Here is a 24,784-nt window from a genome sequence, read left to right on the forward strand (position 1 = left end):
GCCGAGCTGGACCTCGACGGTGACGAGGCGGTCCTCCGACCCGGCCCGGGGAGTCCGCCAGTGACGCACGGAGAGGTGTTCGTGCTGGTCAGGAGACCCCCGCGTGCCGTGCCCGCTGCCGTGCCCGAATGAGGTGGTCCCAGATGGCAGCCCCTCCCCCCGCCCTGTCCGACCTCGGCCCCGCGCCGTCGAAGCGGCGGCTGCGCGCCGTCGTGACGGTGGTCTGGTCGGTGGCCGCCCTCGTGCTGACCGTGAACCTGTTCGGCGGCGGCGGTGACTCGTCCGACGACGCCGGCCCGCCGCAGGCACCGCCCGCCGTGGCCGCCTCCTCGGCCGTCCCCGACCTGCCCGACACGCCCGCGTCCACGGCGCCGGACCGGTCCGACGGCCCGCACCTGCCGCGGTCCCGGCCGGTCCGGCTGCTGATCCCCAAGATCTCGGTCGACGCGCCCTTCACCGACCTCGCCATCAACGACCTCGGGCAGCTGGAGCCCCCGCCGCCGAACGACATCAACCTCGTCGGCTGGTACGCCAAGGGCCACACGCCCGGAGAGGCCGGCACCGCGATCATCGCCGGGCACGTCGACACGGCGACCTCCCCGGCCGTGTTCGCCGGGCTCGGTGAACTGAAGAAGGGCGACCGGTTCCAGGTCGTGCGGGCCGACGGCAGCAGGGCGACCTTCGCCGTGGACGCCGCGGAGTCCTTCGAGAAGGACGACTTCCCCAGCGAGCGCGTGTACGGCGACACACCGAGGGCCCAGGTCCGGCTCATCACCTGCTCGGGTTCCTACGACCGCCAGGCCCGCGACTACACCGAGAACCTGGTCGTCTTCGCCCACCTCGTCTGACTTCCGGGCCCCGGCCTGACTTGGTGTTTTACAGTGACTGTCACCAGTTCAGGCGACTGTGGGACCTGTGAGGGATTCGCGAACCATGACGACCGAAACGTTTGAGTTCCAGGTAGAGGCGCGTCAGCTGCTCCAGCTGATGATCCACTCGGTCTACTCGAACAAGGATGTCTTCCTGCGGGAGCTCGTCTCCAACGCCTCCGACGCGCTCGACAAGCTGCGTCTGGAGAAGCTGCGGGACGACTCCCTCGACGCCGATGTGTCGGACCTGCACATCGAGCTAGACGTCGACAAGGAGGCCCGCACCCTCACCGTGCGGGACAACGGCATCGGCATGTCGTACGACGAGGTCGGGCAGCTCATCGGCACCATCGCCAACTCGGGGACGGCCACGTTCCTCAAGGAGCTGAAGGAAGCCAAGGACGCGGGCGGGGCCGAGGGACTCATCGGCCAGTTCGGTGTCGGCTTCTACTCCGGCTTCATGGCGGCCGACGAGGTCACGCTGGTCACCCGCCGCGCCGGCGAGAGCCAGGGGACCCGCTGGACGTCGCGCGGCGAGGCCACGTACACGCTGGAGCGGGTCGACGACGCGCCGCAGGGCACGTCCGTCACGCTCCACCTCAAGCCCGCCGACCCCGAGAACCAGCTGCACGACTACACCTCGGAGTGGAAGATCCGGGAGATCGTCAAGCGCTACTCGGACTTCATCACCTGGCCGATCCGGATGGTCCCGCAGCCGGGTGACGGGGAGGACGCGCCCGAGCCCGAGACGCTCAACTCCATGAAGGCCCTGTGGGCGCGCTCGCGGGACGAGGTCTCCGACGACGAGTACCACGAGCTGTACAAGCACATCAGCCACGACTGGCGCGAGCCTCTGGAGACGATCCGGCTCCAGGCCGAGGGCACCTTCGAGTACCAGGCCCTGCTCTTCGTCCCCTCGCACGCCCCGCACGACCTGTTCACGCGGGACTTCAAGCGCGGCGTCCAGCTGTATGTGAAGCGCGTGTTCATCATGGACGACTGCGAGGCGCTGCTGCCCCCGTACCTCCGCTTCGTCAAGGGCGTCGTCGACGCGCAGGACCTCTCGCTCAACGTCTCCCGCGAGATCCTCCAGCAGGACCGGCACATCCGGATGATGCAGCGCCGGCTGACCAAGAAGGTGCTGTCCACGGTCAAGGAGATCAGGACGAAGGACGCCGAGCGCTACGCGACGTTCTGGCGGGAGTTCGGCACCGCCCTCAAGGAGGGCCTGGTCACCGACTCGGAGAACCGCGACGCCATCCTCGCCGTCTCCTCGTTCGCGACCACGCACTCCGACGACGAGCCGACCACGCTCGCGCAGTACGTGGAGCGGATGAAGGACGGCCAGGACGACATCTGGTTCATCACCGGCGAGTCCCGTCAGAGCATCGAGAACTCCCCGCACATGGAGGCGTTCCGGGACAAGGGCATCGAGGTCCTGCTGCTCACCGACGCCGTCGACGAGGTCTGGGTCGACGCCGTCGGCGAGTACGAGGGCAAGAAGCTGCGCTCCGTCACCAAGGGCGAGATCGACCTCGACGCCGAGGACGAGGAGAAGGCCGGCGAGGAGCGCGAGAAGCAGGCCGAGGAGTACGCCGGGCTGCTCGGCTGGATGCGGGAGCAGCTCGACGAGGACATCAAGGAGGTCCGCCTGTCCACCCGGCTCACGGTCTCCCCGGCCTGCATCGTCTCCGACGCGCACGACCTGACCCCGGCCCTGGAGAACATGTACCGGGCGATGGGCCAGGAGGTGCCGCGGACCAAGCGGATCCTGGAGCTCAACCCCGGCCATGCGCTGGTGAAGGGCCTGCACCAGGCGTACGGGGCGAGCGAGGACCGTACGGAGCTCGCCGAGTCCGCCGAACTGCTGCACACCCTGGCGGTGCTCGCGGAGGGCGGCCAGCCCAAGGACCCGGCGCGCTTCGTCAGGCTCGTGGCGGACCGCCTGGAGCGCACGCTGTAGTCAGCGCCGGATCAGGGGTGGTCGGGGGCACCGGCCGGCCGGGCGCCGGGCGGGGTCGTGCCGGTGCCCGGCGGGACGACCTCGCCCTGGACCACCCGCGGCGCGGGGGCCGTCCCCGCCTCCTCGTCCTTCGCCGCGCGTGCCTCGGCCTTGAGGATGCGGGCCGCCTTCCCGGCCGAGCGGGTCAGCTCGGGGAGCTTCTTCATCCCGACGACGGCTATGACGACGATCAGAATGATCGCGAGTTCGCTCAGTCCGAACATGGTGTCCTGTCCTCTCTCGCCCGGGCCGGGCACGGCGTGAGCGTATCGGGCGGGGAGCACGGCGTGACCGCCGTCTCTGGATGCGGCACCAGGTGCCGGTGCAGGTGGGGCAGCATCCCCCGGTCGAGCAGCTCCTGCCGCCAGACCAGCCGGGCGTGCTCCACCTGGTCGGCGGCAGGGGGCGCACCGCGCCGGTGCAGGGCCGTGTGCAGCAGTGCGGCCAGGGCGGCGAGGCCGGTCAGGGCCGCCACGAGCGCCAGGGTCCAGCCGGCCGCCACGAGCGATCCGGGCAGGGGACCGAGGGCGTCGGCGATGTGGAGCAGGCCGCCGATCAGCAGCAGTGCCGCGGCGGAGGTGCCGGACACGAGCGGGGTGAGCACCGCGAGGGCCGGCAGCAGCTCGCCCCTGCCGAGCGGGTGTCGCGCCTCGTGCCGGGCCGCTCTGCGCACGGCGAGGTAGGAGCGGTAGGGGTGCTCGGCCGCCGCCGCGATGTCGTCGGCGTGGGCGAGCGCGTGGGCGCGCAGGTGCGCCGCCGCCCGGCCGGTCGGGTCGGCGCCCAGGGCGGCACGGATGTCCGCGGTGCCCAGCGCGTGGTGCAGTACGGCTTCGAAGTCCGCGCGGTCGTCCGGGCGGAGGCGGGACAGGTCGGCCACAGGGTCTCCCGGTCGGTTGGTGATGCGGCCGCCGGGTCCGGTCACACGCGGTCGGGCCCGGCGGCGCGGTCGGTCCGTGTCAGACGTTGACGCCGAAGTCGGAGGCGATGCCGGCCAGGCCCGAGGCGTAGCCCTGGCCGACCGCGCGGAACTTCCACTCGGAACCGTGCCGGTAGAGCTCGCCGAAGACCATCGCGGTCTCCGTGGAGGCGTCCTCGGACAGGTCGTAGCGGGCGATCTCCTGGCCGCCCGCCTGGTTGACGACCCGGATGAAGGCGTTGCTGACCTGTCCGAAGCTCTGGCCGCGGTTGCCCGCGTCATGGATCGACACCGGGAACACGATCTTGTCGATGTCGGCGGGCACGGCGGCGAGGTCCACCTTGACGGACTCGTCGTCGCCCTCGCCCTCACCGGTGAGGTTGTCGCCGGTGTGCTCGACCGAACCGTCCGGGCTCTTCAGGTTGTTGTAGAAGACGAAGTGCTGGTCCGAGGGGACCTTGCCGGAGGCGTCGAGGAGCAGGGCGGAGGCGTCGAGGTCGAAGTCGACGCCCGTCGTGGTGCGCACGTCCCAGCCCAGTCCGACCAGTACGGCGGTGAGACCCGGCGCCTCCTTGCTGAGTGAGACGTTGCCGCCCTTGGACAGGGAAACTCCCACGGGATACTCCTTCTTGAGTGCTTGACGTGTGCGGTGTGCTGCCACTCTGAAATCTACAGCACTGTAGAAGTAGACGGGTTCGGGTCGGCGGATCTATACGATGGCCGCAAGGGCAACGCAGGGCGGCGTAAGGGAGGCAGGGCGGTGACGGATCCCGGGCAGCGACCCCGACGGGGACAGGGCGAGCTGGAGGCGCTGGTGCTGTCGGCGCTGCGGGAGGCGGACGGCCCGGCCACGGCCGGCTGGGTGCAGGAACGCCTCGGCGGTGACCTCGCGTACACGACGGTGATCACGATCCTGACCCGGCTGCTGGGCAAGGGCGCGGTCACCCGGGAGCGGGTCGGCCGGTCCTTCGCCTGGACGCCGGCCTCGGACCAGGCGGGTCTGGCCGCCCGCAAGATGCGCAAGGTGCTGGACGCCGAGAGCGACCGCGGGGCCGTGCTGGCCAGCTTCGTCACCGGCCTGGGGCCGGACGAGGAGCAGCTGCTGCGTGACCTGCTCGATCAGGCCCAGGGCGAAGGGGACGACTGAAGCCTCATGGGGGTTTTCGTCTTTCTGCCACTCGTCCTGCCGCTCACGGCCTGGCCGGTGGCGCGCCTGGCCGAACAGCATCTGCATCCGCGCACCGCTACCCGGCTGCTGACGGTGCTGGCCGTGGTGCTGGCGCTGTGCAGCACGGTGTGCCTGGCGCTGGTGATGGTGGTCGGCACCGCCCAACTGCCGGGCAATCCGCTGCCGGACGGCTGGTCCGACCCCGAGGTGCGGGCGGCGGTGCCCCATGACGAGGTCGTGGGCAAGGCCGCGATCCCCGCGCTGTGCGCCGTGCTCGTCGCCTGTGCCCGGACGGTGCGGCGGCACGGGCGGGTGCGCCGCCGGGCGCACCTGGCGCTGGCCGGGCTGCGGGGGACGGAGGTGGCGGTACTGCCCGACTCCGAGCCCTACGCGTACGCGCTGCCGCCCGGAGGCCGCCGTGGCGGTGCGGCGCCGCCGGCCGGCCGGCGGCGCGCCGCGAGCGCGCGCGGTCCGGCCGTCGCGGCTGCCGCCGGCCGGGACCCGGGCCGGGGGCGCGGCCGTGTCGTGGTGAGCACCGCCCTGCTGGACCGGCTGCGGCCGGACGAGCGGCGGGCGCTGTTCGCCCACGAGCGGGCGCACCTCGCAGCACGCCACGACCGCTTCCTGCTCGCCGTGCAACTGGCCGCCCGCGCCAACCCGTTCCTGCGGCCGCTGCGTACCGCCGTGGCGTACACGGCGGAGCGCTGGGCGGACGAGGAGGCGGCCCGGGCGATCGGCAGCCGCCGCACGGTGGCGCGGGCGATCGGCACGGCCGCGCTCGTCTCGCGGGGCACCCCGCATCCCACCCTCGCCGGACTCGCCGCCCCCGGGCCGGTACCGCGCCGGGTGGCGGCCCTGCTCGGCCCCGCCCCCGCCGTGCGACCCTGGCCGCCGGCGTTCACGGCGGTCGGACTGGCGGCGTGGGGAGCGGCCGCGGGCACGGCCGCCTCGGCGATGTCGTCGGCGAACTCGGCGGTCACGATGGTCCTCATCCTGCACGCGGCGACACCGCTCTGACCAGCGTGCCCGAACGGTGGCCTCGGCCCGCCCCGGCGCTGCCGGCGGGGCGGGCCCTCAGGGGCGCGGGGAACTGCGCGACCAGCCACAATGGCGCCGCACCCGGCAGGCACGGGAAGTCCCACCTGGGAAGCCGCCGAGCAGTGGCCTCAGCCTTCCTCGTCCTCCTCGTCGCCCTCGAAGAAGTCCCCGATCTCGTCGACGACTTCGCCCGCGACCATACCGCCGACGACTCCGACCGCCAGCCCGGCCGCACCCGCGGCGACGGCCGTGCCCATGCCGGGGCCCGAGCGGCGGCCGTCGTGGTGCTCCGCCCTGTGCCCGTGGTCGCCCGCGCCGAAGGGGGCGGGGGTGCCGTGGCCCACGGGCGAACCGAAGCCGGCGGGGGAGCCGTGGCCCATGGGTGAGCCGTAGCCGGCGGGGGCGCCGTACGACGCCCGGTGCTCAGCCAGTTGCCGCATCCAGCCGTCGACGATCGAGGACCAGTCCTGCTGGCCCACCCCCTCGTGGGAGACCGTGAACCGGGTGAGGGCGTCGTGGCCGGGCGACAGGATGCCGCCCCGCTTGTCCGCCTCCAGCACCACCTCCATGCCGCCCGGGTTCGCCAGGAACGTCAGCTCGATCTCGTTGATCTGCTGCGCGTACTGCGGAGCGGGGACGAGCTCGATCTCCTGGTAGAAGGGCAGCCGCTGGCCCGTACCGCCGATGCGCCCGTACTCGAGGTCGGCCGACCTGAAGCCGAAGCCGAGCCCGCCGAGGGCTTCCAGCACGGCCTCCTGCGCGGGCAGCGGCGAGACGTTCAGCTGGTCCAGGTCGCCCTTGTCCTTCGCGCCGGCCACCGACAGCTCGGTGCGCACCCCGAGGACCACGCCCAGGTTCTGCCCGTGCAGTTCGGTGACCGGCGTCTCCCACGGCAGGACCACGCTGAACGGCACGCTGCGCTGCTCGCCCTCCGCGAGCCGGAAACCGCCGCCGACGGTGAACCGGTCGAAGGCCACGACGCCCTCGCTCTCACCGCCCTGGTGCTCCGCCTCGACCCGGGCCACCAGCTCCAGGGTGATGTGCTCGATCTCGAAGTCGGCCTTGCCGCCCTCGAGGTGGATCTGACCGGTGAGGGTGCCGCCGGGCCGGACGGGAGCGGGGTCGAGAACCGTGTCGACCGTGGGGCCGCCGACACCGAGCGCGCCGAGCAGTCGTTTGAACACCATGGTGGCGTCCACTCCTTCATGTACGCGTGCTGTCTTCTACAAGCTTGTAGAAGCATAGGCGGTGCGGACGGAGGAAGACCATGTTGCGGGTCCCCGAGCGACGGGATTGGCCGAAAAGGGATCACCCTCCGACGCGACGGTGCCGCAGCCCGCCTCCACGGCGGACTGCGGCACCGGATCCGTCCCTCACCGCACGGCTCAGCCCACGACGCGGCCCAGCTCGATCCGGTCGATGTCCGGCGCCCAGGCGGTGGCGTTGCCGAACGTCACCCTGTTCGCTCCCTTCGCCAGATCGACCGGGACGCCGACCGTCCAGTAGTCGTCTACGCTCCAGGTGTTCTTGAAGGTGACCTTCCGGGTCGGAGCGCTCCCGACCCGGATGTCCGCCGTACGGGACATGATGTCCGTGTTGTAGGCGTGGCCGTTGTCCCGGCGGTCGTTGTGGGCGTAGTGGACGACCAGCACGTACCGGCCGGACCTGGGGGCGTCCACCGTGAACTCGGCGGTGCTGGAAGGGCTGTTGCCGAGTTCGCCGATGTACGAGCCGGCGGAGGCGTGCGGGGAGTCGACGAGCCTCGCGCCGCCCGCGAGCGTGGCCGCGGCGGCCACGTAGGAGAGAGTGTCCTCGGCGGAGCCGTCGCCCGAGACGTCGAGGGAGCGGACGGCGGCGTGGCCCGACGTCATCGCGACCCGGTTGTTGCCCGCGACGAGGTACAGCCGCAGCGGGCGGCTGGGCGCCGCCGTGACGGTCTCGCCGTGCAGGGCCAGTTTCACCGCGGCCGAGGCCCGCGGGGTGACCGTGTAGTAGCCGTCGCGCGGGGCGTAGACGTCGAAGACGGCCCTGTCTCCCGGGCGCAGCACCAGGGCGCCCGTGCCCACACCGGCCGAGGACGTGTAGTCGTAGGACGGCTTGCCGCTGATGTCCGCGAGGGTGGCCTCGTACGACGCGGAGGCCGCGCCCGTGCGGGCCGTCAGGTCGATCCGGTCGAGCGTGACCTCGGCGTCGCCCTTGGCCAGTACCAACCGGTGTGTTCCCGCCGTCAGCCGGACGCCGACGTCCTTCTTGGCGCGGTAGGTCCAGTTCTCGGTCGAGGCGTAGGTGACCGTCACCGGGTCGGCGCCGTCGACGATCAGCTGCTGCGTGGCGGGGCCGCCGGACTGGTTGCCGAAGAGGATCGCCAGGTCGTAGGTGCCGTCCTTCGGCACGTTCACCGTGAACGCGACCTGGCTGCCGGGCTGGTTGAGGGAGCCCACGTCCTTGGTGCCGGAGGCCGCGTAGCCGTTGGCGTTGCTCACCGTGCCCTGGGTGTAGACCTTGCCGTCGGTGACGGCCGCGTCCTCGGCCTCGTACGACGCCGACCACGGGACGGAAGCGGCGGACGGGGTGCCCGAGCCGCCGGGGGTGAGGACGATCCGGTACGCCGACATCTTGTGCAGGCCACGCAGCGGGACGGTCGCCGAACCGTCCGCCGCGATCTTCACCTTGGTGCGCGCGAGGACCCGCGGCGCCGCGTGCTGCCCCTCGTACCCCGACCAGGCGGCCTCGGCGACGGTCGCCGTGACCGTACGGCCGAACGCGGCCCTCGGGACGTTGCGCACGACCACGTCCGCGTCACCGTCCGCGCCCCCGAGCAGCACCTGGGCCTGGCGGCGGGAGGTGTCCAGGGAGGCGAGGCCCTGGAGGGTGTCGACGGTGTTCGGCTGCGGGGGCGTGACCTTCACCGTGTTCCCGGTCAGCCCCGCGTACCAGCGGAACAGCCACCAGCCACCGTTGGGGATGTTGGTGCGCACCATCTGGCCGCTGAGGTTGCCGGCGGCGTCCCAGTACGCCATGTTGGCGTACACCTTGTTGCGCTCGAACATCGACACCCACTGCACGAGCTGCCCCGGCACGGACAGGTCGCGGCGGTTGGCGTACTCGTCGATGTTGATCTTCAGCGGTGCTATGCCCGCCTCGCGCTCCAGCGAGCGGTAGTCGTCGTAGTGCGCCTGGAAGTCACGCAGCGAACCGGAGCCGAGCTCGTGCCAGGTCATCACCTGCGGCAGCACGTCCTCCCGCTCCGCAAAAGCGAGGAAGTCCCTCAGCAGGCGGGTGTGGTACCCGGCCTCGTTGGGCCCTGCGATCCGCGCGTCCGGGTCGATCGCACGGATCCGCTGGTACACCGTCTTCCAGTCCTTGAAGAACCGGTCGCGGTTCTTCTCGTACTGCGCCTGGTCCTGGACGTCGAGCTTGTACCAGATCTGGTCGGGCTCGTTGAACGGGATGTAGACGAAGCGGTCGCTGTTCGGGTCGGCCGATATCTCCTTGACGATCTTGTCGACCTTGGGGAGGTAGTCGTCGATGCCGAGGTCCTCGTACGGCCACTTCGCGTAGATGTCCTGCATCATCACGTTGATCTCGCCGCCGCCGGTGCGGAAGAACGACCTGGAGACCGTGAGCGCGTCGCCGTTGGGATGCTGCGCGCCGCCCTCCGGCTTCTGCGAGACGCTGGTGATCTTCAGCGGCTCCAGCACGGCGTCGCTGGGCACCCCGTCGTCGCTGAGCCCGTAGAGGGAGCCGTTGGCGCCGAGCATCACCGGGCCCTCGGACGAGTCCAGGTCGACGGTCAGGCGCTGCGGACCGGCGGCTGCAGCCGGCCCGGTCGCGGGAAGGGTCGCTGCCATGGCGGCTGCTCCAAGCAGTGCTGCGAACAGGGCGGTTCCGGTACGGGATCTCGTGCGGGTGGGGGTGATCACGCTGCTGGACCTCCGGTCACTTGACGGCTCCACTGGTGATTTCCGGACACGGTCTTTCGCCACAGTCGGGTTCGGTTCAGGAGGCCGAACGCGCGACTGCGGTGCCCGCAGGGGCTGTTCAGGCACGGGTGGGCGGTGGACCCGAGCTCTCCCGCACGACCAGTTCCGGTTCGGACACGGGATGCGGGGCGACCGGGGCGGACTCCTCCAGGGCGCCGTGCAGCAGGGCGAAGGCGGCCCTGCCGAGGCCGGTGAAGTCCAGGCGCACGGTGGTCAGCGACGGGGTGAGGAAGGCGGAGTGCGGGGCGTCGTCGAACCCGGCCACGCTGACCTCGCCGGGCACCGACCGGCCCGACTCGTGCAGGGCGCGCAGCACGCCGAGCGCGAGGTCGTCGTTGCCGCACAGGATCGCGGTGACGGACGGGTCCCGCGCCAGCTTCAGCGCCGCCGCGTGACCGCCCGCCGGTCCCCAGCCGCCCTGCGCCGGACGGGGTTCCGGGGCGCCCGCCTCCTTCAGCGCTTGGCGCCAGCCTGCGGTGCGGGCGCTGGTGCGGCGGGTGCTGGAGGGGATGGCGACGTAGTGCACGGTCTCGTGGCCGAGGGAGAGCAGATGGCGGGTCGCCTGATAGGCGGCCTCGCGGTCGTCGGTCCACACCCAGGGGCTCTCGCCGCCGGGCGGGCTCGCCGGGGTCTCGACCACGCCCACGACCGGCACCCCGGCCGGCACGGCTCCCAGCGCCCGCACACCGGCCGGGTCGTAGGCGATCACGACGATCCCGCCGCCCGCGTCCGTCGCGCGCTGCACTTCGGCGGCGACGGCCGCGTCGTCGGCGGATTCCAGCACGCCGATGCCGACCGCGTAGGACGCGGCGCGGGCGGACTCCTCGATGCCCTGCAGGATCGATGCGTAGCCGTAGTGGGTGGTGTTCGCGGTCAGCACGGTCACGGTGCGGGTGCGCCCGCTGGCCAGGGCGAGGGCGGTGGCGTTGCGCCGGAACCCCAGCTCCTCGATGGCGGCCTGCACCCGCTCCCGGGTGGACGGCCGGACGCTGGGGTGACCGTTGATCACCCGCGAGACCGTCTGGTAGGAGACCCCCGCGGCCGTGGCGACATCCCGGATGCTCGCCTGACGCTTGGTGTGACCGGTCACATTCATGCCGAGAATTGTGATCGGTCACCCGTGGATCGTCAAGGGAGGGTAACGGGCGAGCCGGGATGCGCTTCACACGCCCCGCGGCCGGCCGCGGCACGAAGCGGCGGCCGGCTCCCGGGCCGGGCCGCTCACGCCCGTACGGCGTTCCGCTCCCGTGCCTGTTCGCGTGCGTCCCTGCGGAACGCCCAGGCCATGTCGGGCTCGATCACCCAGCGGAACACCCGCCGCACCGGAGGGGTGCACAGCACGGTCACGAGCAGCGCGGCGACGACCGTCACCAAAATCTCGCCCGGGGGCCGGTGCACCCACGACGGCTCGTACCAGCCCCAGAACTTGGATGCCTGCGCGACAAAGCCGTGCAGCAGGTAGCCGTACAGCGTGCCCGCGCCCAGCACCGTGAACCACATGCGGCGGCCGGGCACCCAGGCAAGGAAGCAGGCGACGAGGACAAGCGAGCAACCGAACGTCACCAGCGTCATCGCGGGCCCGTACCAGGCGGGTGCGGCCAGTTCCTCGGCGCTGTCACGGTGGTAGAACCAGGCACCGCTCATCCGCGGCACCGCCCAGTAGGCCACGACGAGCGCACCGGCGAAGACCGGCACGGCGAGGATCCGCGCCGCACGGCGCCGCACCAGCCGGAAGTGCTCGGGACGCAGCAGCAGACCGAGGACGAAGTACGGCAGGAACTGCAGCGTGCGCTGCAGGTCGAGGTCGTTGCCGATGGACGGCGAGAGCGTCGCCAGCATTGCGATGACCAGGGCGGCCGGCAGCGGCCACCGCACACGCTGCCAGATCGGCGTGGTCAGCCGCCAGATGAACAGGGCGATCAGGAACCAGGTCAGGTAGAGCGGGTCCAGCAGGGTCACCGGCCGGTCCGGTTCCTGGTCGGTCCACCGGGTGAACAGGGTGTACGCCGTCTCGAACACGATGTACGGCACCGCCAGCCCGGTGATCAGGCGCCTGATCCGCCCCGGGCTCGCGTCGAAGGAGCGCGAGAAGTGGCCGGAGATCACGATGAACGCCGGCATGTGGAAGGCGTACACGACCATGTAGAGCGCGGAGGCCGCCCGGCTGCCGTCCCGCAGCGGCTCCCAGGAGTGCCCGATCGCCACCAGCACGATCGCCAGGTACTTCGCGTTGTCGAAGAACGCGTCCCGGCGGCCGGCCGGCTCCGGCGCGGACTGCGTCTTCCGTTCCGCCGCTTTGCTCGGGACCGCGCGGATGCGCAGGGTGTCCTCGCTCATCACGCCTCCCGCCCGGACTGCGGGGAACCCGGACGGGCGTATGCGCGTCTTGCCGGAGATACGGCGATGAGGTGCCGGTGCGACATCCCCGCCGCCTGACCCCTGCGGAACGACGTAAACCGCTTTCCGTGCGGCTGTAGCGCGGATCACATCGAGGGGGTGCCGCCGCGACCGGAGCCGCGGCGGCACCGCCGTACGGGGACGGTCAGCTCACGGAGCAGTCGGCGCCGTTCAGGGTGAAGGCCGTCGGGCTGGCGTTGGCCGTCGACCGGGAGGCCGTGAAGCCGAGGGTGACCGATCCCGACGCGGGGATCGTCGCGGTGTAAGAGGCTGCCGCCACGCTCACCGCGGAGCCGGTCTGGGTGGCCGTACCGCCCCACAGGTTGGTGATGCGCTGGCTGTCCGGGAAGGTCCAGCGCAGCGTCCAGCCGTTGATCGCCGACGTGCCCGTGTTGCGGAGGACGATCTCGCCCTGGAAGCCGCCGGGCCAGCTGCCCGTCACCCGGTAGCCGACACCGCAGGACGAGGGCGAGCCGCCGGACGGGGTCGTGACCGTCACCGTGCCCGAGCGGGGCGAGCGGTTGCCGGCGGCGTCGCGGGCATAGACGGCGAAGGTGTGGGAGGTCGCGGGGGACAGGCCGGTGAGGGTGGCGGTGGTCTTCGCCGTGCTGGTGACGGCGGACTCGGAGCCGCCGCTGACCCGCACGACGTCGTAGCCGGTGACGCCCGTCGCGTCGGAGGCGGCGGCCCAGGTCAGGGTGGCGGACGAGGACGTCACACCGGAGGCGGTGGGGGTTCCGGGGGCCGTCGGGGGAGTGGTGTCGCCCCCGCCGGAGCCGTAGATCGCGGCCTCCTTGGCCGTGGCCGCGATGCCGTTCGCGCCGTTGAAGAGTCGCTGTCCCCAGGAGGTGAGCCGGTCCGGGTCGAAGTTCGTCACCAGGTCCAGGTACTCGACGCCGCCGCCGTTGCCGCTCCACGACCAGCCGAGGTAGCCGAGCCGGAGCTGCTGGGCCACCGCCAGGATGGTGTCCTCATCGGGGTTGCCGTCCGAGTGGTCGTGGCCGAACTCGCCGATGACGATGGGCAGCCGGGCGGTGACGAACCGGTTCAGGTAGTCGGTGATCTCGGTGGCGGTGTCGAAGACGCCGTACATGTGGATCGAGAAGACCGTGTTGGCGTCGGGGTCGGCGGCGAAGACCGAGGCGGCGTTGTCGCGCATCGTGAACGCCCAGTCCTGGCCCCAGTTGGGCGCGTCGACCATGATCGTGTGGTCGAACCCGGCGTCGCGGAGCTTGACGATCGCGGCCTTGGTGTCGGCCGTCCACGCCGCGTAGCCGGTGTTGCCGTGCGGCTCGTTGCCGATGTTGACGATGACGTAGTCCTCCTGGCCGGCCAGCACGCTCTTCATGTCGATCCAGTAGTCGGCGGCCCGGGAGAGCGACACGGCTCCGCTCTGCTCGCCGTAACCCGTGGTGTCGTGCACCTCCAGGACGCAGATCAGCCGGTTCTGCTTGCACTGGGAGACCACGTTCGCCACGTCGGCGGCGTCGTTGCGGGTCCAGCGGTCGCCGCTGGAGAGGACCACGCGCACGGTGTTGGCGCCCTTGGCCTTGATGTGGGCGAGGGAGCTGACGCGGTCCGGATACCAGGTGTGGGCGTGGTTGACGCCCCGCATCACGAAGTCGTTCCCGCCGGCCTCCAATAGCCGGCCGTTCTGCACCCGGAAGCCGGTGGGCGCGGCCTGGGCCGGCGGGGTCAGAACGAGGAAGGACAGGAAGAGGGCGAGCAGGGCGGCGGCCACGGTGGCCGGGCGTGGGGAGGTGGGGCGGAGTCTCATGAGGGCTCCAGAGGTGGGGGTCGAGTGGACTCGCTCGCTGTCGGTTGCGCTGTCGAACCGGACGGGGTCCTGCCGTCGGTGTCCGGTTCGGGACCGGGTTCGGGTGTGCCCGGTCGGGGTGGGCCGGGTTCGGGTGGGCCGGGTTCGGGTGTGCCGGGTTCGGGTGTGCCCGGTCGGGGTGGGCTGGGTTCGGGTGTGCCCGGTCCCAGAGGGCCGGGTTCGGATGGACCTGGTTCGGGTGGGCCGGGTTCGGACAGGCCGTCCGGGTGCGCCCGTGCCTGGGCGCTTCCGGTCCGGCGCGGGCGTCACCCGGCGGGTGCCTTCCCGGCGCAGGTGACGGTCGCCTCCGGGGCACCGGCCGTCGGCGGGGCGGTGGCGACGAAACCGAACGTGGTGCTCGCGCCGGGGGCGAGGGCCCCGTTCCACCCCGCGTCGGTGACGGTGGCCGCGCCGTCGGCGGCAGTGGTGAGGGAGCCGTTCCAGAGTTGGGCCAGACGCGCCCCGCCCGCCGGTACGACGGTCGCGGTCCAGCCCCGGACGGCGGAGCCCGACGTGTTCGTCACCGTCACCTCGCCCTGATAGCCGCCCTGCCAGACGGAGACGGCCCGGAAGCGCGCGGTGCATGCGGTGGGGTCCCCGCCCGGGCCGCCCGGGTCCTGCGGCACTCCGGCGTCGAGGGCCGCCGCCAGGGCCGGGAACCAGCGGGCCGCGATCTTGGCGTCCCCGGAGGCGTTGGGGTGCACACCGTCGTAGGTGTCGGTGGCCGTGCTGAAGCCGGTCCACTGGTCGACCACGGTGACGGGTGAGCGCTCGGTGCCCGTCGCCCGGGCCCAGCCGGGAACGCGCGCGTTGAAATCGACGACGCGCTGCGCACAGGCCGCGCAGGTGCTGGGGTTCATGGGGATCAGCTGCGCCACCAGAATCCGCATGTCCGGATTCGAGGCCCGCATCTGCCCCACCAGTGTGGTGTACGCGGCGAGGATGCGGTCGGGGGCGATGCTGCTCCAGACGTCGTTCGTGCCGAAGTGCATGACAACGATGTCCGGACGGGTGGAGGACAACCGGCCGGGCAGCAGGTTCTGGTCCGCCACGTTGGTGACCAGCTCACCGCCGTGACCCTCGTTGTCCCCGTCGTGCGCCTGCCCGCAGCCCTGCGGGGGGAGGGTGCCGACGAAGTCGATGTCCTTGTACCCGCTGTCGACCAGCCGGTTCCACAGCACGGCCCGCCAGCAGCCCGGAGAGCCGGTGATCGAGTCGCCGAGCGGCATGACCCGGACGGGGTCCGCCGCGGTGGCGGCCGACGCGCGGGGTGCGGATGTCATGACGAGCGGGAGGAGCAGGGCGGCCAGGAGGCCGAGGACGGATACGGCCCGTAAGTGCGGGGACGAGTGGGGGGTTCCGTGCATGGTGATCCCTTCCCTGGAGAGGTGGGAGCGCTCCCAGCCCATCAAGCCAGTGTTGTCATTCGCACGTCAAGGGGCGGGAGGGCGGTGATGAGGTGCGGAGTCGAAGGCGATCGGTGACGATCATCCCTCGGTGCCCCTTGATGACCTTTGCCGGGCCATGAGGCATTCATGACCGGATGCCCAGAGAGTCGAGTCCATGATGGTCGGCGTCGGTAAGGCATGCCTTGGCTAACTCGCCCTGTGGGGCGCCGGGGCGTTGGGCCGGGAGGGCCAGGCAACATGTGGGACGACTCGTTTCCGAGCTTTCTGATCGGGCTGAGGGAGGGGCTGGAAGCGGGGCTCGTCGTCTCCGTGCTGGTCGCCACCCTCGTGCGGGCCGGGGCCCGTTCGCGACTGGCGCAGGTGTGGACCGGAGTGCTGGCCGCGATCGCGCTGTCGATGAGTTTCGGCGCGGTGCTGACCTTCACCGCCGCCTCCCTCTCCACCACCGCACAGGAGGCTTTCGGCGGAGCCCTGAGCATCGTCGCCGTCGCCTTCGTCACCGCGATGGTCTTCTGGATGCGACGGTCCGCCCGCAGCCTCGCGGGCGAGCTCAGGGAGAAGGTCACCGAGGCGCTGACCATGGGCGCCGGCGTCCTGATCCTGACCTCCTTCCTCGCCGTGGGACGCGAGGGGCTCGAGACCGCCCTGTTCCTGTGGACCACGGCCCGGGCGGCCGACGAGTCGGCGGGACCGCTGGCCGGCGCGGGTGCCGGGCTCGTCCTCGCGGCCGTCCTGTGCTGGGGTCTCTACCGCCGGGTGCTGCGCATCGACCTCACCCGCTTCTTCACCGTCACCGGCGCGGTGCTGGTCGTCATCGCCGCGGGCGTCCTCGGCTACGGGCTGCGCGACCTCCAGGAGGGTGGGGTGCTGCCCGGCGGGACGGCGTTCGCCTTCGACCTGACCGGCAGCGTCGACGCCGGCTCCTGGTACAGCACCCTGCTCCAGGGCGTACTCAACCTGACTCCGGCGATGACCTGGCTCCAGGCGGCCGGATACGCCGGTTATCTCGCCGTGGTGATGCCGCTGTTCGTCCGGGGAGCGCGCCAAGTGCCGGGAGCCCGCGGGGCCACCACGCCACCCCCGCAGGTGAACCCGCGGTCCGACCGGCCCGCCGACCTGCAGGTGAACCCGCGGTCCGACCGGCCCGCCGACCCGCAGGCGAACCCGCGGTCCGACGGGCCCGGCCGCCCGGCGGCGGCCCGCCGCCTGCTTCTCCCCGCCGCCGTCGTCACCGTCCCGGCCCTCCTCGCCGGTCTCGTCGTGGCCCTGGCTCACCCCAAGCCGGCCGCTGGTCAGACCGTCGCCGTCTCCGGGACGGACTGTGGTCAGGGCTTCACCGCCCCGAAGCCGGGGCGGCAGGACTTCCGGATGCACAACACGGGCAACCAGACGTCCGAGGTGTACCTGATCGACCCGTCCTCGAACGCGGTGTACGGAGAGGTCGAGGGCCTGGCCCCGGGCACCACCCGGGATCTCGTCACCACCGTGGCGGGCGGCACCTACGCGTGGCGTTGTGTGCCCACCGACGGCAAGGCCGTCACCTCGAAGGCGGTCCGTGTCGCCGGAGCCGGCGGAGCCCACGCCGTGGTCCCCGTCACCCAGAGGGATCTCACCGCACCGCTCCAGGCGTACAGAGCGTACGTGAACCGGGGCCTGTCGACGCTCGTCACCCAGACGCGGCAGCTCAGCGACGACATCCGGGCCGGGCATCTGGACGCCGCCCGCACCGACTGGCTGACCGCCCACCGCACCTACGCCTCCCTCGGCGCCGCCTACGGCACCTTCGAGGCCTTCGACCAGAAGATCAACGGACGGCCCGACGGGCTGCCGGGCGGCGTGCGCGACCAGGGCTTCACCGGCTTCCACCGGATCGAGTACGGGCTGTGGCACGGCCAGTCCGCGGCGGAACTCGAAGATCCGGCACAGCAGTTGGCCGACGATGCCGCCGGGCTGCAAAAGGCTTTCCCGCACCAGGACTTCGACCCCTCCGACCTGCCCCTGCGCGCCCACGAGATCCTCGAGAACACCCTCCAGTTCGAACTGACCGGCGACAGCGACCAAGGGAGCGGCACCGGGCTGGCCACCGCCGACGCCAACCTCGCCGGCACCCGTGAACTGCTCACGCTGCTCCGGCCCTTGCTCACCTCGCGTGCTCCGCGGCTGCTGCCCGCCGTCGACGCGGACATCGCCCGCCTGCAGCGACTGCTCGACTCCGCACACCACGACAACCGCTGGACCCCCGTCGACCGGCTCGACCCGGCGGCGAAGGCCCGGATCGACGGGGCCACGGGGCAGCTCCTCGAAGACCTCTCCCCGGTACCTGACCTGCTCGAGATCAGGAAGTCCGCATGAGCGCCGAGCGACGACCGCGCCCCGCAGAAAACTCCGAAGGGAAGACCTCCATGCCGTCCGCCGACACGCCGCCGACGGGCTGCCCCGCCCACACCGGCCGCCGTTCCTTCGTGAAGACGGCCCTCGGCGCCGGCGCCGCCGGAGCGGTCCTGGCCGGAGGAGGACTCGCGCTCGCCGAGAGCGGCAGCGGCACGGCCCGGGCGGCCGGACAACCGAGCTCCGGCCCGGTGGCCTTCCACGGGGTCCACCAGGCCGGGATCCTGACCCCCGCTCCACCGGCCGCCGCCTTCATCTCCTTCGACGTCATCGCCGAGAGCCGTACCGAACTGGCCGACCTGCTGAAGACCCTCACCGACCGGGCCCGCTTCCTCACCGCCGGCGGCACGCCCGCGGACCTCGGCGTCGGTGCCCCGCCCTCGGACAACGGCATCCTCGGCCCCGTCGTACCGGCCGACGCGCTCACCGTCACCGTGGGGGTCGGCGCCTCCCTCTTCGACGACCGCTACGGACTCGCCCCGGCCAAACCGCACCGGCTCACGCCCATGCGGACCTTCCCCAACGACAACCTGAACCCCGCCGAATGCCACGGCGACCTGTCCCTGCAGATCTGCGCGGCCCGCCAGGACACCGTGCTGCACGCGCTGCGCGACATCGCCAAGCACACCCGGGGCGCACTGCAGATCCGGTGGCGCGTCGACGGCTTCCAGAGCGTGCCCCGGCCCAGTGGCGCGCAGCGCAACCTGCTGGGCTTCAAGGACGGCATCGCCAACCCGGACGTCGCCTCGGCCCGCGAGATGGACCACCTGGTGTGGGTCCAGGGGCAGGGCGAGCCCGCGTGGACGGCCGGCGGCAGCTATCAGGTCGTCCGGATCATCCGGATGCTCGTCGAGTTCTGGGACCGGGTCTCGCTGTCCGAGCAGGAGCTGATGTTCGGCCGGCGCAAGGACACCGGAGCCCCGCTGGACGGTGCCCGGGAGACCGACAGCCCGAACTACGCCAAGGACCCGCACGGCACGGCGATCCCGCTCGACGCGCACATCCGGCTCGCCAACCCCCGCACCCCGAAGACCGACAACTCCCGCATCCTCCGCCGGGGTTACAACTACGACCGGGGAGTCGACAGCGTCGGGAACCTCGACATGGGGCTGGTCTTCTGCTGCTACCAGCAGGACGTGCGCCGCCAGTTCGAAGCCACCCAGACCCGGCTGATCGACGAACCCCTCGTCGACTACATCTCCCCGACCGGCGGCGGCTACTTCTTCGCCCTGCCCGGTGTGCGGGACTCCTCCGACTGGCTGGGCAGGGGACTGCTCTCCGCCTGACGTCCGGGCCCGAGCCGAACGCGGCCCCCGGACGCACGGCGACCCGCACGCGCGAGGTTCAGGACCGCGCGTACGGGTCGCCGCGACCGGTGGGAGGGCAGATCCGCAGCCGTCGCGGCCTCCGGGAACGGGCGCCGCGACGGCCGGACCTCAGACCTCGGCGCCGCCGCGCGGCACCGCCTTCCGCAGCAGCGGCCACACCAGCAGCAGCACGATCACCGCGTACACGGTCACCGCGAACGGCGTGTTGACCAGCCCCGTGACACTGCCGTCGCTGATCTGCAGGGCCCGCCGCAACTGCTGCTCGGCGTTCGGGCCGAGGATGACGCCGATCACGGCGGGCAGCACGGGCAGCCCGTAGCGGCGCATGCCGAAGCCGATCAGACCGATGATCAGCAGGATCACCAGGTCGATCACCTCACCGCCGACGGCGTACGCGCCGACCGCCGCGAAGAACATGATCCCGGCGTACAGGTACGGCCGCGGGATGCGCAGCAGTTTCGCCCACACCGGCGCCAGCGGCAGGTTCAGGGCGAGCAGCAGCACCATGCCGACGAACAGGGAGGCGATCAGGCCCCACACCAGGTCGGGTTCCCGCTCGAACAGCAGCGGGCCCGGCTGGATGCCGTACTGCTGGAAGGCGGCCAGCATGACGGCCGCGACCGCCGTGGTCGGCAGGCCCAGGGTCAGCATCGACACCAAGGTGCCCGCCGCCGAGGCCGACGCCGCCGACTCCGGACCGGCGACACCCTCGATGGCGCCCTTGCCCCACTCGTCCTTGTGCTTGGACAGGCGCTTCTCCGTCACGTACGACAGGAAGGTCGGGATCTCCGCGCCGCCCGCCGGGATCGCGCCGAACGGGAAGCCGATGAACGGACCGCGCAGCCACGACTTCCAGGTCCGGCTCACATCCCCGCGGCCCAGCCAGGGACGCCCCACCGGGATCGGCTCGGGCGGCCTGCGCCGCAGGTGCGCCGCCACCCACAGCGCCTCGCCGATCGCGAAGAGACCGACCGCGACGATCACCACGTCGATGCCGTCGGCCAGTTGGAGCGAACCGAAGGTGAGGCGCTGCTGACCGGTCATCTGGTCCAGGCCCACCAGGCCCAGGGTGAGGCCGATCAGCAGGGAGGCGAGACCGCGGATGCGGGACGAACCCAGCACCGAGGTCACCGCGATGAAGGCCAGCACCATGATGGCGAAGTAGTCCGGCGCGCCGATGTCGACGGCGAGTTTCGCCACCGTCGGCGCGAGCGCCACGAGCAGCAGCGTGCCGACCATGCCGCCCGCGAAGTGCCCGATCGCCGCTGCCGCCAGGGCCTGCGCGCCGCGCCCGGACTTGGCCATGGGGTTGCCCTCCATGGCCGCCACCACCGCCGCGCTCTCACCAGGTGTGTTGAGCAGGATGGAAGTGGTGGAACCGCCGAACATCGCACCGTAGTAGATGCCCGCGAACATGATGAACGCGCCGATCGGGTCGAGCCCGTACGTCACCGGCAGCAGCAGGGCCACCGCCATCGCCGGGCCGATGCCGGGCAGCACGCCGATCGCCGTGCCGAGCAGCACACCGATCGCGGCCCACAGCAGGTTGATCGGGGTGAGGGCGGTACCGAAGCCGTCCAGAAGGGAGTTGAGGGCGTTCATGTCACAGCACTCCCATCAGCGGACCACCGGGCAGGGGCACTCCGAGCAGGTTGTTGAAGACGGTGTAGGTGACGAGGGAGAGCCCGGCGGCGATGAGCGGATCGCGGTCCGTCCGGCGACTGCCCAGCGCGAACGCCGCGCCCCAGAACAGCAGCGCGCCCGCCACGGGGAAGCCGACCGGCTCGATCAGCACGGCCGACCCGAGGAACACCCCGGCCAGCAGCAGCACCGTGCGCCAGTCGGCGGGCTCGGACAGGTCGATGTCCTCTCCGCCCTCGGCCTGGCCCCTGCCGCCGCGCAGCACGTCCAGGGCGAGCAGGGCGGCGATCACCAGCAGGCCGGCGCCGACCACGACCGGCACGGTCTTCGGTCCGACCGGGCCGCGCTGGGCGATGTCGACGTCCATGGTGAGCGCGTCGGTCAGCACCAGGACGCCGAGCGCCAGCAGCAGGACGCACACGCCGAGTTCGGAGTGCTCGCGCAGCCACGAGCGCCGTTCGCCACCGGTCTCGGCGGTGGGTATGTCGGTCTGCGTCGTCACAGTCCCAGCTCCTTCAGCACCGAAACCACGCGCTTGTCCTCGGCGTCGAGGAACGCGCCGAACTTCTCGCCGGTGAGGAAGGCGTCGTCCCAGCCGTTCTGCGCCAGGGACGTGCGCCACTCGTCCGAGTCGTGGAGCTCTTCGACCAGCTTCACGAGCTTGTCGCGCTCTCCGTCGTTCAGGCCGGGCGGGGCGACGATCCCGCGCCAGTTGGTGAAGTTCACGTCGTAGCCCGCCTCCTTCAGCGTGGGAGCGTCCAGGCCGTCGACGCGTTCCGGGCCGGTGACCGCGAGGAGACGCAGCTCGCCCGCCTTGATCTGGTCCTGGTACTCGCCGACCCCGGAGACACCGAAGGCGACCTTGTTGCCGAGGATCGAGGCGAGCAGCTCGCCACCGCCGTCGAAGGGGATGTAGTTGACCTGCTTCGGCGGGATCCCGGCGGCCCGCGCCATCAGCATCGGCGCGAGGTGGTCCGGCCCGCCGGGCGACGAGCCGCCACCCACGGGGAGTTTGCCCGGGTTCTCCTTCCAGGCGCCGATCAGGTCGTCGATCGTCCGGTACGGCGAGTCCTTCGCCACGACCACCACGTCCTGCTCCTCGGTGAGCCGGGCGATCGGCGTGGTGTCCCCGAGCGTCTTGGGGGCGTCGTTGGAGCGGACGGCGCCCACCACCCCGAGCCCCATGGACATGGCGAGCTTGCCGTTGCCGTGTTCGCTCACCAGCCGGCTCAAGCCCACGGTGCCGCCGGCGCCGGGCAGGTTGAACACCTCGATGTTGTGGGTCAGCCCTGCGTCCTCGGCGTTCTTCGCCGCCGTCCGGGCCGTGATGTCGTAGCCGCCGCCGGGCGTGTTGGGGACCATGAAGCGCAGGCCCGGGATCTGCGTGCCGGTCTCGGAGCCGCTGCCGGTGGTCAGCAGCGGGGGTCCGACGAGCACGAGCACAGCGGCCCCGAGCAGGGCGAGGGGGGTGCGCAGGCGCACGAGTGCCACCACCTGTCGGTACGTCGATGCGGGTAGGTAAAGGCCCTGTGAGGGAGGGTGACGTGGGCCACATGGTGCCCGGGCTCCGGCGGGTTGTCTGCCTTCCGGAAGCAACGGAGGTTTTGGTCATTGCGGTCGCAAGAAGCGCCGCCGCGTGCGAGCCGGACGCACGAGGGGCCCCGGCGCATGCGCGCCGGGGCCCCTCGATCAACGGTCACTGATCCGTGTGGACCTCCAGGGCGGCCCGTACGGCCGATTCCAACGCCCCCTCGATCCACGCCGGTTTGACGGACGTGTGGTCCCCGGCGAAGTGCAACGGCCCCTCACGCCCGGGGATGACGGGCAACAGCTCCGTGTGCTGCCCGGGCAGCAGCACCGACGCCTCACCGTAGGCGTACGGGTCGCGCAGCCAGCTCTGGGTGCGCCCCGCGCCGGTGTAGAACACCTCGATGCGCCGGCCGTAGACCTGCTGCAGACCGCACAGGGCGTGCGGATACCGCGCCTCGTCGTCCAGGGAGTCCCAGCGCGCCGCGTCGTCGGCCCAGCTGTAGGACGCCAGGACCACACCCCCCGCGCTGCCCGGGACCGGGTGGGACGGATTGAACATGAAACGGTTGGCGTTGTCCGACACCGAGCCACCGCCCACGACACCGGCCGCCTCCGGCTGGTCCCGGCCGATCGCGCGGTTCGCGGCGTAATGGGCGCGCTGTGCCTGCGTGATGTGCCCGCCAGGCACGGAGGGGTGCGCCCCGAGCAGGCTGCCGTCCGCCGGCGCCCTGCCGGTGCGGTAGGCGTCGTACAGGCCCGGCTTCACGGCGTTCAGCTCGCGCTTCCAGTCGTCCTCGCCGAACTCCCACCAGCGGCGGCTGAACTCGAGCAGCACCTTGGTCGCGCTGTCGTAGTGCAGCTCGCAGACCGCGCGCCGCTTGCGGTACGACAGGGGCGGGTCGATCTGCACGTGGCGCAGCCCGGAGAACGGCACCGTCACCACGGCGACGTCGGCCGTGAACTGCTCGCGGACGACCGGGCCGTCGCGCCCCTCGGACACGGTGTCCACCCATACGTGCGGGCCCTTGCTCCGCACATGACCGCCGTCCGGGGACGGCCGGTCGGGGTGGTGGTACTGGATGCGGGTCACCCGGCGGTCGAACCGCACCTCCTTGCGCACGCGTTCCAGCAGGGCGTCCGGCAGCACGGCCGTGCCGCCCTCCAGCTCGTAGAAGGGCGTGTCGGGGCTGATGAGGGACGAGCCGATGAAGCTGTGGATGAAGGACAGCGGGAGGCGCGAGGTGAGGTTCTCCAGGGTGCCGATCAGGTCGACGGTCCGCTCGTCGAGCCCCGCGTGCTCGGTGAGGAAGCGGAACATCGACCAGTCTCCGAACCGCTTCACCACCCGCGCCCAGCCCCGCAGCCGCTCCGGCAGCGGTTTGTCGACCCGCTTGCCGTCCCGGCCGACGTAGCTGAACTCGTCGCGCACGGGGTCCAGCGCGGCCCGCAGGATCGCTGCGGCGGGGGTGTCCCAGTGGGCCGTGGGGACGCCGAAGGACCGGTTCACGCGCCGGGGGGAGCGAGCGTAGTCGGCGCGCCGCACGCGGATGCCGTTGACGTGGATCCAGGTGCGGGCGGCGGGGCGTCCCTCCTCGTCGACGTCGACGTAGTGGAAGCGCCGCTTCTTCAGGTCGAACCGGTCGATGAGTTCCATCACCAGCGGATGGCTGCCGGGGATGCGCATCGCGCCCGCCTCGGCGTACTGGCGGGGATCCGCGAAGGGCTGCCCGGCGCCTTCGTGGCCGCCCTTGCGGAAGGTCTTGATGCGGCCGCCCGCCCGGTTGCCGTTGGCCTCCAGGACCGTCACCCGGTGCCCCGCCTCCTTCAGCAGCCAGGCGGCCACCAGCCCGGACGGACCGGCGCCGATGACGAGGACGTCCTTGGGACGCGTCCGTCGCGCCGGCAGTCCGTCCTTCAGGACGCGCAAGTAGCGGGGGACGAGGGGGCGGTCGTCGGAATCCAGGACGAGCAGGGCGCGGGCGACGGCGAGGCATCTGTCGGAGTCGGCGCCGCGGCCGGCGCCGGGAACGGCCGGGGCGAGCGGCGCGGCCGGCGCGGGCAGGGCCGTGGCGGTACCGCCGGTCAGGGCCGTCGCCACCGTGGCCGTGCCGGCCACCGCCGCGAACTCCCGCCGGGAGAAACCACCGTCAGAGGTCACCACCGCGTGATCATCAGTCATGGCGATCTTTGTAACGGCGGCCGTGACGGACCGCCGCCGTTCGCCCGGGCGTTGCCCCTAAGGAGCGAATCAGGGCCAAAACCCTCACGCCACCGTGGGTTCGCTGCCCACGACGTGCCC

General features: G+C 71.8%; 19 protein-coding genes. 6 read left to right on the forward strand and 13 right to left on the reverse strand.

Annotated elements, in window-relative coordinates:
• Nucleotides 1-143: 143 nt before the first annotated feature.
• A complete protein-coding gene (locus AB0B29_RS36115) occupies nucleotides 144-848 on the forward strand; it encodes a class F sortase (RefSeq protein ID WP_362246707.1) in 705 nt (234 codons plus the stop codon).
• Between the two features lie 85 nt (nucleotides 849-933).
• Nucleotides 934-2,832: a molecular chaperone HtpG gene (htpG, locus tag AB0B29_RS36120; RefSeq protein ID WP_362246709.1), complete on the forward strand. Its 1,899-nt coding sequence runs from the start codon at nucleotides 934-936 to the stop codon at nucleotides 2,830-2,832.
• An 11-nt stretch (nucleotides 2,833-2,843) separates the two neighbouring features.
• On the opposite strand, the gene AB0B29_RS36125 is transcribed toward htpG, so the two are convergent.
• The 3 genes from AB0B29_RS36125 to AB0B29_RS36135 form a co-directional block, all read right to left on the reverse strand.
• Nucleotides 2,844-3,095: a twin-arginine translocase TatA/TatE family subunit gene (locus AB0B29_RS36125; RefSeq protein ID WP_362246711.1), complete on the reverse strand. Its 252-nt coding sequence runs from the start codon at nucleotides 3,093-3,095 to the stop codon at nucleotides 2,844-2,846.
• Nucleotides 3,083-3,748: a hypothetical protein gene (locus tag AB0B29_RS36130; protein ID WP_362246713.1), complete on the reverse strand. Its 666-nt coding sequence runs from the start codon at nucleotides 3,746-3,748 to the stop codon at nucleotides 3,083-3,085. Before AB0B29_RS36130 ends, AB0B29_RS36125 begins: the two co-directional genes overlap by 13 nt.
• A 79-nt stretch (nucleotides 3,749-3,827) precedes the next feature.
• Nucleotides 3,828-4,403 (reverse strand): TerD family protein, encoded by a 576-nt coding sequence (locus AB0B29_RS36135; RefSeq protein ID WP_362246715.1) that lies wholly within the window; start codon nucleotides 4,401-4,403, stop codon nucleotides 3,828-3,830.
• Nucleotides 4,404-4,547: 144 nt separating this feature from the next.
• Between AB0B29_RS36135 and AB0B29_RS36140 the strand changes: the two genes are divergently transcribed.
• Both AB0B29_RS36140 and AB0B29_RS36145 read left to right on the forward strand, forming a co-directional pair.
• Nucleotides 4,548-4,934, forward strand: a complete 387-nt coding sequence (locus tag AB0B29_RS36140) for a BlaI/MecI/CopY family transcriptional regulator (protein WP_362246717.1) — start codon at nucleotides 4,548-4,550, stop codon at nucleotides 4,932-4,934.
• A gap of 6 nt (nucleotides 4,935-4,940) precedes the next feature.
• Nucleotides 4,941-5,972, forward strand: a complete 1,032-nt coding sequence (locus AB0B29_RS36145) for a M56 family metallopeptidase (protein WP_362246719.1) — start codon at nucleotides 4,941-4,943, stop codon at nucleotides 5,970-5,972.
• 149 nt (nucleotides 5,973-6,121) lie between these two features.
• On the opposite strand, the gene AB0B29_RS36150 is transcribed toward AB0B29_RS36145, so the two are convergent.
• The 6 genes from AB0B29_RS36150 to AB0B29_RS36175 form a co-directional block, all read right to left on the reverse strand.
• The gene (locus AB0B29_RS36150; protein ID WP_362246721.1) at nucleotides 6,122-7,180 is read right to left on the reverse strand and encodes a sporulation protein; all 1,059 of its coding nucleotides are present in this window, start codon (nucleotides 7,178-7,180) and stop codon (nucleotides 6,122-6,124) included.
• Between the two features lie 198 nt (nucleotides 7,181-7,378).
• Nucleotides 7,379-9,844: a CBM35 domain-containing protein gene (locus AB0B29_RS36155; RefSeq protein ID WP_362246723.1), complete on the reverse strand. Its 2,466-nt coding sequence runs from the start codon at nucleotides 9,842-9,844 to the stop codon at nucleotides 7,379-7,381.
• Nucleotides 9,845-10,034: 190 nt separating this feature from the next.
• Nucleotides 10,035-11,072 (reverse strand): LacI family DNA-binding transcriptional regulator, encoded by a 1,038-nt coding sequence (locus AB0B29_RS36160; protein WP_362246725.1) that lies wholly within the window; start codon nucleotides 11,070-11,072, stop codon nucleotides 10,035-10,037.
• A gap of 125 nt (nucleotides 11,073-11,197) precedes the next feature.
• A complete protein-coding gene (locus AB0B29_RS36165; RefSeq protein WP_362246727.1) occupies nucleotides 11,198-12,313 on the reverse strand; it encodes an acyltransferase family protein in 1,116 nt (371 codons plus the stop codon).
• A gap of 205 nt (nucleotides 12,314-12,518) precedes the next feature.
• Nucleotides 12,519-14,150 (reverse strand): cellulase family glycosylhydrolase, encoded by a 1,632-nt coding sequence (locus AB0B29_RS36170; protein WP_362246729.1) that lies wholly within the window; start codon nucleotides 14,148-14,150, stop codon nucleotides 12,519-12,521.
• A 305-nt stretch (nucleotides 14,151-14,455) separates the two neighbouring features.
• On the reverse strand, nucleotides 14,456-15,556 hold the full coding sequence (locus AB0B29_RS36175) for a GDSL-type esterase/lipase family protein (RefSeq protein ID WP_362246731.1): 1,101 nt from the start codon (nucleotides 15,554-15,556) through the stop codon (nucleotides 14,456-14,458).
• A gap of 279 nt (nucleotides 15,557-15,835) precedes the next feature.
• Here AB0B29_RS36175 and efeU point away from each other — a divergent pair, with 279 nt between their 5' ends.
• Nucleotides 15,836-17,950: an iron uptake transporter permease EfeU gene (gene efeU, locus AB0B29_RS36180; protein WP_362246733.1), complete on the forward strand. Its 2,115-nt coding sequence runs from the start codon at nucleotides 15,836-15,838 to the stop codon at nucleotides 17,948-17,950.
• A 50-nt stretch (nucleotides 17,951-18,000) separates the two neighbouring features.
• A complete protein-coding gene (efeB, locus tag AB0B29_RS36185) occupies nucleotides 18,001-19,272 on the forward strand; it encodes an iron uptake transporter deferrochelatase/peroxidase subunit (RefSeq protein WP_362246735.1) in 1,272 nt (423 codons plus the stop codon).
• Nucleotides 19,273-19,422: 150 nt separating this feature from the next.
• On the opposite strand, the gene AB0B29_RS36190 is transcribed toward efeB, so the two are convergent.
• The 4 genes from AB0B29_RS36190 to AB0B29_RS36205 all read right to left on the reverse strand — a co-directional run bounded on the left by AB0B29_RS36190 (nucleotide 19,423) and on the right by AB0B29_RS36205 (nucleotide 24,664).
• A complete protein-coding gene (locus AB0B29_RS36190; RefSeq protein WP_362246737.1) occupies nucleotides 19,423-20,916 on the reverse strand; it encodes a tripartite tricarboxylate transporter permease in 1,494 nt (497 codons plus the stop codon).
• 1 nt (nucleotide 20,917) lies between these two features.
• On the reverse strand, nucleotides 20,918-21,457 hold the full coding sequence (locus AB0B29_RS36195) for a tripartite tricarboxylate transporter TctB family protein (RefSeq protein ID WP_362246739.1): 540 nt from the start codon (nucleotides 21,455-21,457) through the stop codon (nucleotides 20,918-20,920).
• Nucleotides 21,454-22,437, reverse strand: coding sequence for a Bug family tripartite tricarboxylate transporter substrate binding protein (locus tag AB0B29_RS36200; protein ID WP_362246839.1), 984 nt, complete (start codon nucleotides 22,435-22,437; stop codon nucleotides 21,454-21,456). Before AB0B29_RS36200 ends, AB0B29_RS36195 begins: the two co-directional genes overlap by 4 nt.
• A 214-nt stretch (nucleotides 22,438-22,651) precedes the next feature.
• Nucleotides 22,652-24,664 (reverse strand): flavin monoamine oxidase family protein, encoded by a 2,013-nt coding sequence (locus tag AB0B29_RS36205; protein WP_362246741.1) that lies wholly within the window; start codon nucleotides 24,662-24,664, stop codon nucleotides 22,652-22,654.
• Nucleotides 24,665-24,784 lie beyond the last annotated feature (120 nt).

Origin of the sequence: Streptomyces tibetensis (assembly GCF_040647715.1) — a bacterium.
Classification (GTDB): Bacteria; Actinomycetota; Actinomycetes; order Streptomycetales; family Streptomycetaceae; genus Streptomyces; species Streptomyces tibetensis_A.

Excerpts from the sequence above, each read along its gene's own strand:
- AB0B29_RS36155 (WP_362246723.1), bottom strand. The coding sequence starts at position 9,844 with ATGGCAGCGACCCTTCCCGCGACCGGGCCGGCTGCAGCCGCCGGTCCG.
- AB0B29_RS36145 (WP_362246719.1), top strand. The coding sequence starts at position 4,941 with ATGGGGGTTTTCGTCTTTCTGCCACTCGTCCTGCCGCTCACGGCCTGG.
- efeB (WP_362246735.1), top strand. The coding sequence starts at position 18,001 with ATGCCGTCCGCCGACACGCCGCCGACGGGCTGCCCCGCCCACACCGGC.
- AB0B29_RS36160 (WP_362246725.1), bottom strand. The coding sequence starts at position 11,072 with ATGAATGTGACCGGTCACACCAAGCGTCAGGCGAGCATCCGGGATGTC.
- AB0B29_RS36115 (WP_362246707.1), top strand. The coding sequence starts at position 144 with ATGGCAGCCCCTCCCCCCGCCCTGTCCGACCTCGGCCCCGCGCCGTCG.
- htpG (WP_362246709.1), top strand. The coding sequence starts at position 934 with ATGACGACCGAAACGTTTGAGTTCCAGGTAGAGGCGCGTCAGCTGCTC.
- AB0B29_RS36170 (WP_362246729.1), bottom strand. The coding sequence starts at position 14,150 with ATGAGACTCCGCCCCACCTCCCCACGCCCGGCCACCGTGGCCGCCGCC.
- efeU (WP_362246733.1), top strand. The coding sequence starts at position 15,836 with ATGTGGGACGACTCGTTTCCGAGCTTTCTGATCGGGCTGAGGGAGGGG.
- AB0B29_RS36205 (WP_362246741.1), bottom strand. The coding sequence starts at position 24,664 with ATGACTGATGATCACGCGGTGGTGACCTCTGACGGTGGTTTCTCCCGG.
- AB0B29_RS36125 (WP_362246711.1), bottom strand. The coding sequence starts at position 3,095 with ATGTTCGGACTGAGCGAACTCGCGATCATTCTGATCGTCGTCATAGCC.
- AB0B29_RS36165 (WP_362246727.1), bottom strand. The coding sequence starts at position 12,313 with ATGAGCGAGGACACCCTGCGCATCCGCGCGGTCCCGAGCAAAGCGGCG.
- AB0B29_RS36190 (WP_362246737.1), bottom strand. The coding sequence starts at position 20,916 with ATGAACGCCCTCAACTCCCTTCTGGACGGCTTCGGTACCGCCCTCACC.
- AB0B29_RS36175 (WP_362246731.1), bottom strand. The coding sequence starts at position 15,556 with ATGCACGGAACCCCCCACTCGTCCCCGCACTTACGGGCCGTATCCGTC.
- AB0B29_RS36150 (WP_362246721.1), bottom strand. The coding sequence starts at position 7,180 with ATGGTGTTCAAACGACTGCTCGGCGCGCTCGGTGTCGGCGGCCCCACG.